We start from the raw sequence: 15,294 nt of genomic DNA, 5'->3' as shown, positions 1-15,294 counted from the left end.
CGTGAGCCAGGTCACATGGAGCGCGGGAAATAACCGGGGAGGGTTTCCCCGTTTAGGAGTGCGTAGGGCTAAGCGGGGACGGATTCCCCACTTGGATTCCCTGCTTGCTTCACCCCTCGTCGAACCAAGCCGAACCAAGCCGAATCAAGGAGAACGCCGTGGCCACCGTGACCGAACAGCCGCAGCGCCGCGCCCCCCGACCGCGGGCCGACGCCGTGCGCAACCGGGAGCGGATCGTCTCCGCCGCGATCGAGCTGATCGTCGAGCACGGCACCGAGCTCCCCCTCGACGAGGTCGCCCGCCGCGCGGGCGTCGGCAACGCCACGCTCTACCGGAACTTCAAGGACCGCGGCGAGCTCATGCGCCACGTCGTCCTCACCGTCACCGACCGCATCAGCGCCCACGCCGAACAGGGGCTCGCCGCCGAGCAGGCGGGCGAGGCCGACGCCTTCGGCGCGCTGCGCACCTTCGTGCACGCCGCCGCCGACGAACGCATCGGCGCCCTGTGTCCGATCCTCCACGCCACCTTCGAGCACGACCACCCCGACCTCGTCGCCGCCCGCGGCCGGCTCACCGTCGCCGTGGAGGCCCTCATCGCGCGGGCCCGCGCCACCGGGCAGCTGCGCACCGACGTCGGCGTCGGCGACCTGATGGTCGCCCTGTCCCAGCTCACCCGGCCGCTGCCCGGCACCGGGTGCATGGACTTCGACCGCTTCGTCCACCGTCATCTGCAGCTGTTCCTGGACGGCCTGATGACGCCCGCCCGCTCGGAACTCCCGGGTGAGGCCGCGACCTTGGAGGCGCTCCGCCAGGAATAGCCCGGCCGTTCCGCGCGAGCGACCCCGCCCGGCCATCTCGCGGCCACCCCGATTTTTCGTCCTTATTCACGACTTGCCTTTGAACCTTTGGAGTCCCGCTGTGGGTACCCCCTTGCCGAAAACGGCTTCGCCCGAGGGCGACGCGCGCCGCTGGAAGGCCCTCGTCTTCATCGCGCTCGCCCAGCTCATGGTGGTCCTCGACGCCACCATCGTGAACATTGCCCTGCCCGCCGCCCAGACCGACCTCGGTATCACCGACGGCAACAAGCAGTGGGTCATCACCGCCTACGCCCTCGCGTTCGGCGGACTGCTCCTGTTCGGCGGCCGCATCGCCGACCTGTGGGGCCGCAAGCGGACCTTCGTGACCGGCCTGCTCGGCTTCGCGCTCGCCTCCGCGCTCGGCGGCGCCGCGCAGAACGAGGCGATGATGTTCGGCGCCCGCGCCCTCCAGGGTGCCTTCGGCGCGCTGCTCGCCCCGGCCGCCCTCTCCCTCCTGGCCGTCATGTTCACCGACGCCAAGGAGCGCGCGAAGGCGTTCGGCATCTACGGTGCGATCGCCGGTGGCGGTGGCGCCGTCGGCCTGATCCTCGGCGGCTTCCTGACCGAGTACCTGAACTGGCGCTGGACCTTCTTCGTCAACATCCCCTTCGCGATCGTCGCCGCCGCCGGCGCCTACTTCGTCATCCGTGAGCCGGCCGGTACGCGCAACCGCTCGCCGCTGGACCTCCCGGGCGTCGTCCTGTCCACGCTGGGCCTCGTCGCCCTCGTCTACGGCTTCACCCGCGCCGAGTCCGCGGGCTGGTCGGACGTGACGACCATCGGCATGTTCGTCGGCTCCGCCGTCCTGCTGCTCGCCTTCGTCGCCGTCGAGGCCAGGGTCAAGCACCCGCTGCTGCCGCTGCGCGTCGTCGCCGACCGCAACCGCGGCGGTGTCTACGCCTCCCTCGGTCTCGCCGTCATCGCGATGTTCGGCCTGTTCCTCTTCCTGACCTACTACCTGCAGGTCGTGAAGGGCTTCTCGCCGGTCAAGACGGGCTTCGCGTTCCTGCCGATGATCGCCGGCATGATCACGGGCTCGACGCAGATCGGCGCCCGCCTGATGACGCGGGTCCGCCCGCGCCTGCTGATGGGCCCCGGCTTCCTCGTCGCGGCGCTCGGCATGCTGATCCTGACCCAGCTGTCCGTCGACTCCTCGTACGCCGGTCTGATCCTGCCCGCCCAGCTGCTGCTCGGCCTCGGCATGGGTACCGCGTTCATGCCCGCCATGTCGCTCGCCACGATCGGCGTCGAGGCGCGGGACGCGGGAGTCGCCTCCGCGATGGTCAACACCTCGCAGCAGGTCGGCGGCGCCATCGGCACGGCCCTGCTGAACACGATCGCGGCCTCGGCCACGACCGCGTACCTGGCGGAGCACGCGGCCGGCGCCCGCAACGCGCAGCTGCTCCAGGCGCAGGCCATGGTGAACGGCTACTCCCACGCCATCTGGTGGGCGGTCGGCATCCTCGCCGTCTCCGCGACGATCGCCTTCTCGCTGATCAACACCGGCGTCCCGGGCGGCGGCCCCGCCGCGGCCTCCGGTGACACGGCGGGCGAGGACGGGGTGGCCGACGAGGTCAAGATCCCGGTGGTCGCCCACTGACCCCCGGAGCGACTGGTTCTACCTGAGCCAGGGGAGGTCCGCCCCGGCCTCCTTCGGCTGAAGTCCCTCGGCGACGATCCGCATGATCTCGCCGAGGGACTTCTGCTGTTCCGGGGAGAGTCGCGCGAAGAGGGCCTGGCGGACCGTCGAGACATGGCCCGGCGCGCTCTGCCGCAGCACGCCCAGGCCCTCGTCGGTGAGCACCGCGAACTGGCCGCGCTTGTCCGAGGGGCAGTCCTCGCGCCGTACCCACCCGTTCTTCTCCAGGCGGGCGATCGCGTGCGAGAGGCGGGAGCGGGTGATCTTGGACTGGATGGCCAGCTCGGTCATCCGCAGCCGGCGGTGCGGGGCCTCGCTGAGGGTGACGAGCAGGCCGAAGTAGATGTGCGGCATCTTCGCGTCGCGCTGCAGTTGCCGGTCGAGGTGATCCTCGAGGAGCGTGGTGGCATGCAGGTACGCACGCCAGGTGCGCTGCTCGTCGTCGGTCAGCCACTGCGGCTCTGCGCTCTCCATGACTCCATCGTCTCCCTTGCCAGGACTCACCCCAAGCTTCCTTCTTGAATATTAAACAAACAACGATTACTTTTGGCAGTGGCTCGAACGCTTGAAACTTCAAGCTTTCTGACCTCTGCCCGACCTTCTGCCCGACCTCTGGAGGCTGTCGTGACCGCACCCGCGCCGGAGCGCATGCCCGCGCTGTACCTGTCCCACGGCGCGCCGCCGCTCGCCGACGACGCCCTCTGGACCGGCCAGCTCGCGTCCTGGTCCGCCGACCTGCCGCGCCCCAAGGCGATCCTGATGGTCTCCGCGCACTGGGAGGAGGCCCCGCTCGCCCTCGGCGCGACCGAGACGATTCCGCTCGTCTACGACTTCTGGGGCTTCCCCGAGCACTACTACCAGGTCCAGTACGCGGCTCCGGGCGCGCCGGAACTGGCCGAATCCGTACGCAAGCTGCTGCGGGCCCCCGGCATCCCCGTGCAGGACGTGCCGGACCGGGGCCTCGACCACGGGGCGTACGTGCCGCTCGTCGAGATGTACCCGGACGCCGACATCCCGGTCCTCCAGATCTCCATGCCGACGCTCGACCCGCAGAAGCTCATGGAGATCGGCCGGCGGCTCGCCCCGCTGCGGGACGAGGGCGTCCTGATCGTCGGCTCCGGGTTCTTCACGCACAATCTTGCGGCGCTGCGGCAGGGCGGCATCCCGTCCTGGTCGGTCGAGTTCGACGACTGGGGGCACCGGGCGCTCGACGCGGGGGACGTGGACGCGCTGCTGGACTTCACGCACAAGTCGCCGGCCGGGGCGCTTGCGCATCCGCGGACCGAGCACTTCGCTCCGCTGTTCGTGACGATGGGCGTCGCGGATGCCTCCGGCGATCTGGACTCCCAGTACTCCGTGATCGACGGGTTCTGGATGGGACTGGCGAAGCGGTCGGTCCAGTTCGGCTGAGGGGTGGCTGGCACGTCGGGGAAATGCGACCCGAAGGGTCTGCATTTCAGGGGCGCGGGGAACTGCGCGACCAGCCACCGACTACCGGTGGCCTCCGACGGTGATCATGCGGGCTCGATCAGGTCGAGGGCGAGCGACGCGGCGGCCAGTGCCTGGTCGCCGCCGACCTCCAAGGCCGTGTCGGCGAACTTGATCGCGTGGTCGTTGCCGTGCGCGGCGGCGCGCGCGAAGACCTCCTCCGGCTCGGCCCCGGAGGGGACCGGCGCGGGCGCGGGCGTGGGCGGCGCGTAGACGGACGTCACCGCCGCACTCGCCGCCCAGGCCGCGTCGAGGGACTCGGCCCACAGCTCGCGCGGCAACGCGGGCAGCGTCCGCAGCACCGCGTTCGGCGCGGTCGCGGCGTGCACCAGCATCACCGGTGACCCCAGTGCATGAGTCCCGTACATCCGCACGGCCGCCCCGACCAGCTCCCCGAGCCGCTCCCGCGCCGCGTCCGGGTCGACCGGCCCCGCCTCCGTCCACGCCGGGAACGCCGTGAGCCGGGTGAACCGCGCCCGGATCCCGCCCGACTGGTCCTCGATCCGCGGCACCGCGTCGAGCGCCACCGCGGCGTCCGGCACGGAGGGCAGTGCGGTGAGCGGCGGCAGCGGCTGGTGCCGGGCGGCCCAGTAGCCGAGGCCGTGCGCGAGCTCCGCGAGGCGCGGGGCGTTCGCTCCGGCGGGTTCGGCGAGCAGGGTGCGCACGGCGTGGCCCACCCGGATCACGGGGTGCGTGGCGCCGGCCGCGATGCCGGGCAGCAGCCAGGGCCACCACTCGGCGAGGACGTCGCGCCAGGGCCGCTCGGCGACGGCCCGCTCGAAGAAGACGATCCAGTCGGCGAGGCGCTTGGGGTCGCCGAGGGCGCCCTGCCAGTCGTCGGCGCGGATCGGGTCGCCCGGCGCGGGCATCGCGTCGAGCCGCTCGGAGTACTGGTCGAGCCAGCGGTGCACGCGGGGCGCCTGCCCGCCGCGTACGAGGGACTCCACGGCCATCGGCCCATGGTTGCTGAGCCAGCCGTCGAACTCCGGACCGGTGGTGTGCAGTCGCTGGAGGGCTTCGTCGAGGGTGCCGGTGGTGTCGTGGATGGTGTCCATGGCGGCACGGTAGGGGCGGCCGGCGGTGCCGCGGATCGGCCGTGGGGTCTAGTCCTGGTCGTAGTCCGGCTCGTCCGTCCGACCGAGGCCGCGGCTACGCATCCCCCTACGGGCGGGTTGACGGATCCGGGGCGAGATCCTTCTCGTACCAGGCGACGTCCCAGTACCGCCCGAACTTCCGGCCGACCTCCCGGTACGTGCCGACGGGGCGGAAGCCGAAGCGGGTGTGGAGGCGGGCGGAGGCCTCGTTCGGCTGGGTGACACCGGCGTAGGCGCGGTGCACGTCCTGCCCGGCGAGCGCGGCGAACAACGCCTCGTAGAGCAGGGTGCCGATGCCGCGCCCGGCCGCGTCCGGCGCGCAGTAGACGGTGGTCTCCACGGACGTGGCGTACGCGGCCTTCGGCCGGAACGGGCTCGCCGTCGCGTATCCGAGGATCCGGCCGGAGTCGTGTTCGCGGGCAACCAGAAGTGGGTACCGGGCGTCTTCGAGGTGGGAGAGCAGCCAGGGGCGTCGCTCCTCCGGAGTGAAGACGGATGTGTCGAAGGTGATCGGCGTCTCGCGCACGTAGTGGTTGTAGAGGTCCGTGAGGGCGCTGAGGTCTCCCTCGGTGCCCCGGCTGACCTGCACCTCTGTGGACTCCGACGACATCCCGGGGCTCCTTCTCGCGCGGTGTGGCGCGACAGGGTACTGCATGATCAGAAAAAAGATGGGTCGGCTTGGGAATTCTGTCCGGATTCCAGTCGTTGTTTCCTTCGGATGCCGGTCAGCCCGGGAGGGTGGACCAGCCGTCCTGCCCAGCCGACCCACCATCGCAAGGGAGCACGCATGGCAACCCGTGCCGTAGCCCGTCGTAAGTCCGCCGCGTCCGGCGAGACTGATGCGGCACGCAGTGTTCGCGCCGTAGGCGGGGAGATCGCCGACCGCGACCTGGTCGGTATGTACCTCGACGAGATCGCGCGCACACCGCTGCTCGACGCCGCCAAGGAAGTCGACCTGTCCCAGACCATCGAGGCGGGTGTCTACGCCCAGCAGATCCTCGACGGCGAGGTCGAGGACAGCGAGGCCGCCGGTGAGGCGACCCGTGAGGAGCTGGAGGCGCTGGTCGCCGAGTCGGAGAAGGCCAAGGACGTCTTCATCAGGTCGAACCTGCGTCTGGTCGTGGCGGTCGCCCGCCGTTATCCGCGCGCGGGTCTGCCCCTGCTCGACCTGATCCAGGAGGGGAACGCGGGCCTGGTGCGGGCCGTCGAGAAGTTCGACTACCGCAAGGGCTTCAAGTTCTCCACGTACGCCACGTGGTGGATCCGCCAGGCCATCACGCGGTCCATAGCCGACCAGTCCCGCACGATCCGTCTCCCCGTCCACCTGGTCGAGGAGCTGGGCCGCATCCGCCGGGTGCAGCGCGAGTTCAACCGGGAGCACGGGCGTGAGCCCGAGCCCGCGGAGATCGCCGCGCAGCTCGACAAGACGACGCCGGAGCGGGTCACCGACGTGCTCGACTGGGCCCGCGACCCGGTCTCGCTGAACATGTCGGTGGACGACGACGGCGACACCCAGTTCGGCGACCTGCTGGAGGACACGTCCGCGGTGTCGCCGGAGCAGTCCGTGCTCACGCTGCTGCGCAGCGAGGAGCTGGACGATCTGATCGGGCGGCTCGACCAGCGCACGGCGTCCATCATCAAGATGCGGTACGGGATCGACGACGGGCGCGAGCGGACCCTCACGGAGGTCGGCAAGGAGCACGGGCTCACGCGTGAGCGGATCCGGCAGATCGAGAAGCACGCGCTTCTTGAGCTGAAGAAGCTTGCGCGGGACACCGGGTTCGACGCGGCGGCGTAAGCCTCCGGGCACCGGATGAAGGGCGGCACCTCAAGGGTGCCGCCCTTCGGCGTATCGCGGCAGAGCGTCTGCCTTGTGCGGTCTCGTCGCCGGGTGCGCCTCGGTGGGGGCTGGTCGCGCAGTTCCCCGCGCCCCTGAAATGCAGACCCTTCGGGCCGCATTTCCCCGACGGGTGACCGCCCGATGGAGATCGCGCACGAAGTGCGCATCTCCAGGGGCGCGGGGAACTGCGCGAGAAGCCCCACCGGCCCGCAGCCGCGCCGACGACCTACCGCGGCACCGCCGCGCGCACCCGCTCCCCGAGCTCCCGTACAGCCACCACCAGGGGCTCCGGCCCCCGTACCCGGAACTCCACCCCCGTCATCGCCAAGCGCACCGCCATCCACTCCACCGACTCGGAGACCCGGCCCCGGAGCACGCACCCCTCCCCGCCCGGCGAGGGCACCGGCTCGCCCACCCAGGCAGGGACCCGTGTCGCGACGACCTCGGCCGGCTCGAGGAACTCGACGTCCAGCTCGTAGTCCCCGCCCGCCACCGCCCCCCGAGCCGACGACACCGACCGTTGGACGTACCGCGCCGCATCCCCCTCCGGCACCTCCCGCGGAGCGAACCGCGCCCCGGTCGCGAAGGGCTCCGACACCCGGTCGACGCGGAACGTACGCCAGTCCGCGCGGTCCAGGTCGAACGCGACGAGGTACCAGCGGCGCCCCGTGGACACGAGCCGGTACGGCTCGGCCAGGCGCCGGGTCTCGGTGCCGTCGGCGGCCCGGTAGTGGAAGCGCAGCCGCTCGGAACCGGCCGCCGCGGATGCGATGACGGTGAGCGTCTCGGGCGCGATGGTCGCCCCGTCGCCCGAGGTCAGCGGGATCGTGGCGGCCTGGAGCGTGGAGACGCGGTGCCGCAGCCGGGACGGCAGCACCTGCTCCAGCTTGGCGAGGGCCCGTACCGACGCCTCCTCGACCCCTTCGACGGCGTGCCCCGCCCCGGCCCGCAGCCCGACCGCGATGGCGACGGCCTCCTCGTCGTCGAGCACCAGCGGGGGCAGCGCCTTGCCGGCGACGAGCCGGTAGCCGCCGTCGGCGCCCATGGTGGCCTGCACCGGGTAGCCGAGTTCGCGCAGCCGGTCGATGTCGCGGCGCACGGTGCGGCGCGAGACGCGGAGCCGGTCGGCGAGTTCGCCGCCGGGCCATTCGCGCGGCGTCTGCAGGAGCGAGAGGAGTTGGAGCAACCGGGCCGGGGTGTCGGTGGAGGAGCTCGTCTTCGTCATGTTCACAGAATGCTCCCCCACTAGGACATGACCTGACCTATATACCTTCTACTTTCTTTCCATGACCTCAACCGCTGCCGCTGCCGGCACCACCACAGAAGCCTCCGGGGCCGCCGACCGCAGGCGCTGGTTCGCCCTGGCCATCGTGATGACGGCGGCCTTCATGGACCTCGTCGACGTCACGATCGTCAACATCGCCCTGCCGACCATCAAGGCGGACGAGGGCGCCACGACCGGCCAGATCCAGTGGATCACCGCCGGATACGCGCTCGCGTTCGCCGCCCTGCTGATCACCGGCGGGCGGCTCGGCGACATCTTCGGCCGCAAGCGGCTGTTCCTGCTCGGGATCATGGGCTTCACCGTCGCCTCGGCGCTGTGCGGCTTCGCGGCGAACCCGGAGATGCTGGTCGCCTCGCGCATCCTGCAGGGCGGCATGGCGGCGATGATGGTGCCGCAGGTCCTGTCGATCGTGCACGCCACCTTCCCGGCGCACGAGCGCGGCAAGGTCTTCGGCCTGTTCGGCGCGATCGTCGGCCTCGGCGCGGTGTCGGGCCCGCTGCTCGGCGCGCTCCTGACGGAGTGGAACATCGCGGGCCTGGAGTGGCGCCCGATCTTCCTGATCAACCTGCCGGTCGGCATCGCCGCCCTGATCCTCGGCTCGCGCGTCATCACCGAGTCCAAGGCCCCGACGGCCCTCAAGCTGGACCTGGTCGGCGTCGTCCTGGTCACCCTCGCGATGCTGGCGCTCGTCTACCCGCTGACCCAGGGCCGCGAGAACGACTGGCCGGTCTGGGGCTACGTGATGATGGCGGCGTCCGTCGTGATCGTGGCGGTGCTGATCGCGTACGAGAAGGCGAAGACGCGGCGGGACGGATCGCCGCTGATCGAGCTGTCGCTGTTCCGGGTGAAGAGCTTCGCGGCGGGCATCGCCGTGCAGACCGTCTTCGGCATCACCACCGGCATCTTCTTCCTGACCTGGACCCTCTACATGCAGATGGGCCTCGGCTGGAGCGCGCTGCGGGCCGGCCTGACCGGTGTCCCGTTCTCGATCGCCGTGTCCGTCGCGGCCGGTGTCTCGGTGCAGAAGCTGGTGCCCCGCTTCGGCCGCAAGGTCCTCCAGGCCGGCGCGCTGACCATGGCCGCGGGCGTCCTGATCTACGCCTTCGAGGCCGGGCACTACGGTCTCGGGATCGCCTCCTGGCAGATGGCGCTGCCGCTGGTCGTGATGGGCCTCGGCATGGGCCTGATCGTGGCGCCGCTGACCGACGCGGTGCTGTCCGAGGTGCCGCGCGAGCACGCCGGCTCGGCCTCCGGTCTCATCAACACCGTGATGCAGATGGGCAACGCGCTGGGCCTGAGCCTGGTCTCCGTCGTCTTCTTCAACGTGGTGGAGGACCACTTCGCGCAGGGCGCGGGCAGCGCGGCGTTCATCGACGGCTTCCGCAACGCGCTGCTCTGGGCGGCCGCCATCCTCGTAGGAATCTTCCTCCTCATGTTCGCCCTGCCGAAGCGGGCGCCGCAGGAGTCGCCGGAGGAGGAGAAGGAGGGGGAGATCACCGCTGGGGGTACGGGGACCGGTGGGACCAGCCACGACGAGACCCGCACCGGCGAACTCATCGGCTGACCAGCGGCGGCAGGAGACCCCGCACCCCCCGGAGGGGCTAGGCGTTGGACCGGGCCACCTGGTCCAACGCCTCCAGCACGTCGGCCGGCACCCCCGTGGGGGCGACCGCCCGCGCGATCCGCTCACGTATCTCACTGCGCACGGTGGGCCAGGACCGCAGCCCCACCGGGTGGAACTCCGCGTTCGGCATCTGGTCGACGAACGGCCACAGCGCCTGCTGCGACTTGTCGTTGCGCAGGTGCTGCGAGCCCGAGATGGTCACCGGCAGGGTCTGCGTCGCGGCGCCCTTCGCTGCGGCGGTCTCCTGGCCGTAGAGGTGGGTGAGGAAGGCGCCGGCCTCCTTGGCGTGACCCCTCGCCTTGAACACGAGCATCCAGGCGTTGAGCCCGACCGGCGCCGCCGCCCCGTCCCCGACCCGCTTGGGGAACGGGGCGGTGGCGTACGGCAGCCGTGCCTTGGCTGCCGCGCCGAGCAGCACGGGGTGGGCGATGAGCATGCCGACCCGGCCCTTCATGAACTCCGCGTAGGCCGCGGTGCGGGTGAGCTTCCCCGGGTCGGCACCCGCGAGGCCGGGCTTGACGAGCTCGTCGCGCAGCCAGGTCAGGGTCGCCTGGTTCTCGGCGGAGCCGAAGTCGTAGCCGCCGAGCTGGGAGTAGCCGCCGCCGCCCGCGACCAGCCAGGCCAGCAGCTCGTCCTCCGAGGCCTCGGGGCCGAACTGCAGCGCGTACGGGGTGGGGACGCCGGAGGCCTTCAGGGCCTTGGCGGTGGCGAGGAGTTCGGACCAGGACCCGGGCGGGCCGTCGACACCGGCCCGCTCGAACAGCGCGGTGTTGTAGAAGAGGCGCGGGGTGCTGGCGAAGATCGGGATGCCGTACTGGACGTAGCCGGACTTGCCCGCGTCGGCGAACGAGGAGATGAAGTCGGCCTGTGTCGGCACGTCGAAGAGGTCCTCGACCGCGTACACGTCGCCGGCTTCGGCGTACGGCGCGAAGATGTTGCTCAGCGCGATGTCGGGGGCGCGGCCGTCCTTGACCCGGTGGGCGATGACGCTGTCGAGCTTGAGGAAGGGGATCCGCTCGATCTCGATCTTGATGTTCGGGTTCTTCTTCTCGAACGCCTTGGCGACGGTGTCCCACTGGTCGCCGATGGAGGCGCCGACGCTCTTGTCGTAGCTCGCCACCATGAGGTTGAGGGTCACGCCGTCGCCGTCGTCACCGCTGTCGTCCGAGCCGCCGCAGCCGCTCATGGCCAGGGCACCCGCCCCGGTCAGGCCCGCCGTCTGAATCAGGAACTGCCGCCGCCGCACCGCACTCGCCCCGCTCGGGTCTCTTGGATTTGCCGAAGCCATCGACGCACGTGACCGCCGCGTGAGATCGCCGCACGCGATCACCGGACGCGATCACCGACCGTGATCTGAACATCACTTTTGCGCCAGTGGCACATTGTGACACACAGGCATACCATGACTTCATGGCAGGTGTGGCAGGCGTCTCAGATGGCGGGGGACCGGGCGGTACGGGTGCGGCGGACGCCGCGCCGGCATCGCTGACCGAGCGGCGCAAAGCAGCCACCCGGCTGGACATCGCCCGCACCGCCGCCGAGCTCTTCACCGAGCGGGGTCTGCGGGCCACCCGCGCCGAGGACATCGCGCGCGGCGCCGGCGTCGCCCCGCGCACCTTCTACCGCTACTTCCCCACGAAGGAAGAGTCGGTCGCCCCGCTCTTCGCCGCCGGCGCCCAACTGTGGGCGGAGGCCGTCCGGGAGGCCCCGGCCGGGCTCCCCGTACCGCAGGCGCTGCGGCACGCCGTCGAGCGCGCCCTCACCGCGGACGACCCGGCGAACGCGGCCTCGCTCGAGTGGATCCGCGCACTGCTGCGGATGGCCGACGAGTCGCCCGCGCTGCGCGCGGTGTGGGCCGACACGAGCCGGGTGTCCGAGGCGACGCTGCGCGCGATCCTCGCGGAGCGCACCGGAGCCGACGCCGACGGGCTCGACCTGCGGCTCGCCGCCGGTGTCGCCTCCACGGCGGTCCGGGTCGCGGTGGAGACATGGGCGGCATCGGACGCCCCGGCGGACGGGCCCGGCGGGCCCGCGGCCCTGGCCCTCACCTGCCTCTCGGCGCTGGACGGCGCCGTCGATTCCAGCCCCAGCGGCGACGGAGCCGCGAAGAAGTGGAGCCCCTCATGAACAACCTCACCGGCAAGACCGTCATCATCACCGGCGGAGCCCGCGGCATCGGCGGCGAGGTCGCCAGGACTGTCGTCGCCGCCGGCGGCAACGTGGTGATCGGTGACGTCCTCGACGACGAGGGCAAGGCCCTCGCCACCGAGCTGGGCGACCAGGCCCGTTACGTCCACCTCGACGTGACCTCCGAGGAGGAGTGGCAGGCCGCCGTCTCCTACACCGCTGCCGAGTTCGGCCGGGTCGACGGCCTGGTGAACAACGCCGGCATCTCCACCGGCATGCCCTTCGAGACGGAGAGCGTCGAGCGCTTCCGCAAGGTCCTCGACGTCAACCTCGTCGGCGTCTTCGCCGGCATGAAGACCGTCGTGCCCGCGATGAAGGAGGCCGGCGGCGGCTCCATCGTCAACATCTCCTCGGCGGCCGGCCTGATGGGCCTCGCGCTCACCGGCTCCTACGGCGCCTCGAAGTGGGGCGTGCGCGGCCTGACGAAGATCGCGGCGGTCGAGCAGGGCACCGCCCGCATCCGCGTGAACTCCGTCCACCCCGGCATGACCTACACCCCGATGACCGCCCAGGTCGGCATCCAGCAGGGCGAGGGCAACTACCCGAACACCCCGATGGGCCGCGTCGGCGAGGCCGACGAGATCGCCAAGGCCATCGTCTTCCTGCTCTCCGACGACTCCTCCTACGTGACCGGCGCGGAGCTGGCCGTGGACGGCGGCTGGACCACCGGCCCGACGGTGAAGTACGTCATGGGCCAGTAGGCGGGCCAGTAGGTGAGCCGGCAGGCAGGCCCGAACGGCCCGTTCCCGCCCGACGGGCAGACCTGAACGGCCCGTTGCCGAACCGTTCGTTGCCGAACTGTCCGTCCCTGCGAGATACGTCACGGTCCGGGGCCAAAGTCCCGGACTGTGGTGTTCACTGGGCCGTATGCCTGAGCACGTGTCGATCCTTCAGCAGGTGGGCTTCGCGATCCTCGCGGTCGTGACGGTCGCCTGGGTGGTCGGTCTGGTGCGGCTCGTCCGCACCGTCGTCTTCGCCCCGCAGGGCCCCGCGCGCCTGCCGATGGGCGCGCTGCCCGCCCAGTCGCAGGCGCCCGCCCTGGAATCGGTGCCGCTCACGGCCGACGAACAGGACGCGTTCGCCGGACTCGTGCGGCAGTTCAGCCGCCGCTGAGCCGGACCCGGTCCGCCGCGCGGTGCTCGATCGCGGCGCGGGCCGCGTCCTGCGTCAGATAGACCTCGCACATGTGCCGGCCGTCCCGCGTCGCCGTGTGCTCGACCTCCCAGAGGCTGACCTCGCAGCCGTCCCGCAGCAGGAACGCGTGCTCGTACAGCGCGAAGCCCTGGCTGAGTCTGCGGCCGAACGCCTGAGTGATCTCGTGCGCGCAGGCGTCGCGCAGCAGCCGGGCCGTGCCGGGTCCGGGCCGCGTCGCCACGTCCGGGTTCTCCGCACGGCGCAGCAGCCGGCGGGCGTGGTCCACGGAGCTGTCCGGGTCGGCCGGGCCGAAACTGTGGCCGCGCGGCGCGACCGACGGGAGCTGGAGCGGGAGCACCGGCGTCTGGAGGGTGAAGTCCGGCGCGGACTCCGGGGGCAGCGGCAGCCGGCCGGTCGCCAGATGCAACTCGTCCTCGGTGACGTAGACCTCGTGCTGGGGCATGCGGTCCCGCCCCGTGTTGTGGACGAGCTCCCAGAGGGTGAGCGGGCTTCCGTCGGCGAGCAGCCAGGTGTGCCGGTACGTCTCCCGGTGCAGGCCGGCGCTGTGGTGCGCGGAGTGCAGGGTGCTGTCGTAGGCGAGGGCGCTGTCGAGGCGGGCCAGGATGTCGTCGGGGAGCTCGAAGGAGTTGAGCGCGCGCCCGAGCAGGCCGCTGAGCTGCCCGTCGGGCGACGTGTGCGACGCGAGGTCGGACAGAGGGTCGGGCACATGGTCGTACGGAACGCTCAAGGCACCTCCCGGGATAGCTTCGTGTCACCTTGTGGGTGCATACCGTAGCCCCTCGCTCGGACATCGGCCTCTGAAATGGCAAACGCGGAGCGGGATTTGGGAATCCTGCCTGCACAACGCGGGGGCCGCGCGGGAGGTTCCCGCGCGGCCCCTGGTCGTCCTGGTCGTCCCCTGTGTGGGCGTGGGTCAGGCGGCGCTGCCGGCCGTCCACTCGCTCCACGGCATGTTCCAGCCGTTGAGGCCGTTGTCCGGGGAGACGGTCTTGTCGTGGGAGTTCTTCACGATCACGACGTCACCGACGAGCGAGTTGTCGAAGAACCACTTCGCCGTGGTGTCGCCGCCCGCGCCCCGCACGTCCTGCATGCCGACGCAGCCGTGGCTGGTGCCCTGCGCGCCGAAGATGCCGGGCGAGCTCCAGTAGTTGCCGTGGATGAACGTGCCGGACTGCGACAGGCGCATCGCGTGCGGCACGTCGGAGATGTCGTACTCGCCGCCGAAGCCGACCGTCGACCCGTTCATCCGCGTCTGCACGAACTTCTCGGAGATGACCATCTGGCCGTTGTAGGTGGGGTGGTCGGCGCTGCCGGTGGAGACCGGGACCGTCTTGAGGGTCTGGCCGTCGCGGACCACGGTCATCTTCTGCGTGTTCGCGTCGACGGTGGCGACCTGGGCGCGGCCGACGGTGAAGGTGACCGTCTTCTTCTGCACGCCGTGGAGGCCGTTGGCCCCCTCGACCCCGTCGAGGTCGATCTTCATCGTGACCTTGGAGCCGGCCTTCCAGTACTCCTCGGGCCGGAAGTCGAGCCGCTGCTCGCCGAACCAGTGGCCGACCACCTGCTGGCCACTGCTGGAGGTCACCTTGATGCCCGACTGCACGGCCTTCTTGTTCGTGATCACCTTGTCGAAGGTGAACGAGACCGGCATGCCGACGCCGACCGTCGTCCCGTTGTCCGGGGTGTAGGTGCCGATGAAGCTGCTGTCGGTGGAGACCGTGGTGAAGATGGAGTTCGCGGCGGCCGTCTCGCCCCCGGCGTCCTTCGCGGTCGCGGAGATCCGGTACTTGGTGCCGCGCTCCAGCTGCTCCTTGGGCTTCCAGGTCGCCCCGTCGCCGCTGATCGTGCCGGCCACCTCGGCGCCGTCCGCCGACGTCGTCATCTTCACCGTGGTCAGCTTCCCGCCGCTGACCTTGACCCCGGTCGCGTTGATGGACGCCCCCGTGGAACCGTCCTTCGCCGAGATCGTGATGCGCGGCGCGCCCTTCGGGTCGCCGCCCTTGCCGTCGGTGTCGTTGTCGGCCTTCGCGCTGCCGCCGCAGGCCGTGAGGGCCAGTGCACCGACGGCGACGGCGGCGCATACGGTGGCTATGTTCTGCCTTCTCACGGCCTGCTCCTGTTCGTG

The 15,294-nt window shown here is 71.1% G+C and carries 15 protein-coding genes; 8 read left to right on the top strand and 7 right to left on the bottom strand.

Features of this window, described 5'->3' with window-relative positions; translation table 11 throughout:
• Window positions 1-158: 158 nt before the first annotated feature.
• Both ACIBTU_RS25895 and ACIBTU_RS25890 read left to right on the top strand, forming a co-directional pair.
• Window positions 159-818, top strand: a complete 660-nt coding sequence (locus tag ACIBTU_RS25895) for a TetR/AcrR family transcriptional regulator (protein ID WP_399128819.1) — start codon at window positions 159-161, stop codon at window positions 816-818.
• A 112-nt stretch (window positions 819-930) separates the two neighbouring features.
• Window positions 931-2,457, top strand: a complete 1,527-nt coding sequence (locus ACIBTU_RS25890) for an MFS transporter (RefSeq protein ID WP_399128817.1) — start codon at window positions 931-933, stop codon at window positions 2,455-2,457.
• 18 nt (window positions 2,458-2,475) lie between these two features.
• Here ACIBTU_RS25890 and ACIBTU_RS25885 read toward each other — a convergent pair whose 3' ends face one another.
• Entirely contained in the window at window positions 2,476-2,970 is a 495-nt protein-coding gene (locus tag ACIBTU_RS25885; RefSeq protein WP_188338384.1) for a MarR family winged helix-turn-helix transcriptional regulator, read from the bottom strand.
• A gap of 174 nt (window positions 2,971-3,144) precedes the next feature.
• Between ACIBTU_RS25885 and ACIBTU_RS25880 the strand changes: the two genes are divergently transcribed.
• Entirely contained in the window at window positions 3,145-3,906 is a 762-nt protein-coding gene (locus ACIBTU_RS25880; protein WP_399128980.1) for a dioxygenase, read from the top strand.
• A gap of 104 nt (window positions 3,907-4,010) precedes the next feature.
• Here the strand turns inward: ACIBTU_RS25880 and ACIBTU_RS25875 are convergent, their stop codons facing one another.
• Both ACIBTU_RS25875 and ACIBTU_RS25870 read right to left on the bottom strand, forming a co-directional pair.
• Window positions 4,011-5,039: a questin oxidase family protein gene (locus ACIBTU_RS25875; protein ID WP_399128816.1), complete on the bottom strand. Its 1,029-nt coding sequence runs from the start codon at window positions 5,037-5,039 to the stop codon at window positions 4,011-4,013.
• A 106-nt stretch (window positions 5,040-5,145) separates the two neighbouring features.
• Window positions 5,146-5,688 carry a GNAT family N-acetyltransferase gene (locus ACIBTU_RS25870; protein ID WP_399128815.1) on the bottom strand — a complete coding sequence of 181 codons (543 nt, stop codon included), beginning with the start codon at window positions 5,686-5,688 and terminating at the stop codon, window positions 5,146-5,148.
• A 177-nt stretch (window positions 5,689-5,865) separates the two neighbouring features.
• Between ACIBTU_RS25870 and ACIBTU_RS25865 the strand changes: the two genes are divergently transcribed.
• Window positions 5,866-6,876 carry an RNA polymerase sigma factor RpoD/SigA gene (locus tag ACIBTU_RS25865; protein WP_399128813.1) on the top strand — a complete coding sequence of 337 codons (1,011 nt, stop codon included), beginning with the start codon at window positions 5,866-5,868 and terminating at the stop codon, window positions 6,874-6,876.
• Between the two features lie 268 nt (window positions 6,877-7,144).
• Here ACIBTU_RS25865 and ACIBTU_RS25860 read toward each other — a convergent pair whose 3' ends face one another.
• A complete protein-coding gene (locus ACIBTU_RS25860; protein WP_399128812.1) occupies window positions 7,145-8,143 on the bottom strand; it encodes a helix-turn-helix transcriptional regulator in 999 nt (332 codons plus the stop codon).
• 61 nt (window positions 8,144-8,204) lie between these two features.
• Between ACIBTU_RS25860 and ACIBTU_RS25855 the strand changes: the two genes are divergently transcribed.
• Complete coding sequence (locus tag ACIBTU_RS25855) at window positions 8,205-9,767, top strand: MFS transporter (RefSeq protein ID WP_399128810.1); 1,563 nt, start codon at window positions 8,205-8,207, stop codon at window positions 9,765-9,767.
• 37 nt (window positions 9,768-9,804) lie between these two features.
• Here the strand turns inward: ACIBTU_RS25855 and ACIBTU_RS25850 are convergent, their stop codons facing one another.
• Entirely contained in the window at window positions 9,805-11,013 is a 1,209-nt protein-coding gene (locus ACIBTU_RS25850) for an extracellular solute-binding protein (protein WP_399128809.1), read from the bottom strand.
• Between the two features lie 224 nt (window positions 11,014-11,237).
• Between ACIBTU_RS25850 and ACIBTU_RS25845 the strand changes: the two genes are divergently transcribed.
• The 3 genes from ACIBTU_RS25845 to ACIBTU_RS25835 all read left to right on the top strand — a co-directional run bounded on the left by ACIBTU_RS25845 (window position 11,238) and on the right by ACIBTU_RS25835 (window position 13,127).
• Entirely contained in the window at window positions 11,238-11,954 is a 717-nt protein-coding gene (locus tag ACIBTU_RS25845) for a TetR family transcriptional regulator (protein ID WP_399128808.1), read from the top strand.
• Window positions 11,951-12,715 carry a glucose 1-dehydrogenase gene (locus tag ACIBTU_RS25840; protein ID WP_399128807.1) on the top strand — a complete coding sequence of 255 codons (765 nt, stop codon included), beginning with the start codon at window positions 11,951-11,953 and terminating at the stop codon, window positions 12,713-12,715. The genes ACIBTU_RS25845 and ACIBTU_RS25840 overlap by 4 nt, the downstream gene beginning before the upstream one ends.
• A 166-nt stretch (window positions 12,716-12,881) precedes the next feature.
• Window positions 12,882-13,127: a hypothetical protein gene (locus tag ACIBTU_RS25835; RefSeq protein ID WP_399128806.1), complete on the top strand. Its 246-nt coding sequence runs from the start codon at window positions 12,882-12,884 to the stop codon at window positions 13,125-13,127.
• Here the strand turns inward: ACIBTU_RS25835 and ACIBTU_RS25830 are convergent.
• A complete protein-coding gene (locus ACIBTU_RS25830) occupies window positions 13,114-13,896 on the bottom strand; it encodes a DUF6227 family protein (protein ID WP_399128805.1) in 783 nt (260 codons plus the stop codon). The two genes, ACIBTU_RS25835 and ACIBTU_RS25830, sit on opposite strands and share 14 nt — an antisense overlap.
• Window positions 13,897-14,082: 186 nt before the next feature.
• Window positions 14,083-15,276 (bottom strand): Ig-like domain-containing protein, encoded by a 1,194-nt coding sequence (locus tag ACIBTU_RS25825; RefSeq protein ID WP_399128804.1) that lies wholly within the window; start codon window positions 15,274-15,276, stop codon window positions 14,083-14,085.
• Window positions 15,277-15,294: the final 18 nt, after the last annotated feature.

Source organism: Streptomyces sp. NPDC050145 (assembly GCF_044460245.1).
GTDB lineage: Bacteria > Actinomycetota > Actinomycetes > Streptomycetales > Streptomycetaceae > Streptomyces.
Note: the sequence above shows the minus strand (reverse complement) of the source record. Positions and strands in the feature narration are given on the sequence as shown.

Excerpts from the sequence above, each read along its gene's own strand:
- ACIBTU_RS25885 (WP_188338384.1), bottom strand. The coding sequence starts at position 2,970 with ATGGAGAGCGCAGAGCCGCAGTGGCTGACCGACGACGAGCAGCGCACC.
- ACIBTU_RS25880 (WP_399128980.1), top strand. The coding sequence starts at position 3,145 with ATGCCCGCGCTGTACCTGTCCCACGGCGCGCCGCCGCTCGCCGACGAC.
- ACIBTU_RS25875 (WP_399128816.1), bottom strand. The coding sequence starts at position 5,039 with ATGGACACCATCCACGACACCACCGGCACCCTCGACGAAGCCCTCCAG.
- ACIBTU_RS25870 (WP_399128815.1), bottom strand. The coding sequence starts at position 5,688 with ATGTCGTCGGAGTCCACAGAGGTGCAGGTCAGCCGGGGCACCGAGGGA.
- ACIBTU_RS25865 (WP_399128813.1), top strand. The coding sequence starts at position 5,866 with ATGGCAACCCGTGCCGTAGCCCGTCGTAAGTCCGCCGCGTCCGGCGAG.
- ACIBTU_RS25860 (WP_399128812.1), bottom strand. The coding sequence starts at position 8,143 with ATGACGAAGACGAGCTCCTCCACCGACACCCCGGCCCGGTTGCTCCAA.
- ACIBTU_RS25855 (WP_399128810.1), top strand. The coding sequence starts at position 8,205 with ATGACCTCAACCGCTGCCGCTGCCGGCACCACCACAGAAGCCTCCGGG.
- ACIBTU_RS25850 (WP_399128809.1), bottom strand. The coding sequence starts at position 11,013 with ATGAGCGGCTGCGGCGGCTCGGACGACAGCGGTGACGACGGCGACGGC.
- ACIBTU_RS25845 (WP_399128808.1), top strand. The coding sequence starts at position 11,238 with ATGGCAGGTGTGGCAGGCGTCTCAGATGGCGGGGGACCGGGCGGTACG.
- ACIBTU_RS25840 (WP_399128807.1), top strand. The coding sequence starts at position 11,951 with ATGAACAACCTCACCGGCAAGACCGTCATCATCACCGGCGGAGCCCGC.
- ACIBTU_RS25835 (WP_399128806.1), top strand. The coding sequence starts at position 12,882 with ATGCCTGAGCACGTGTCGATCCTTCAGCAGGTGGGCTTCGCGATCCTC.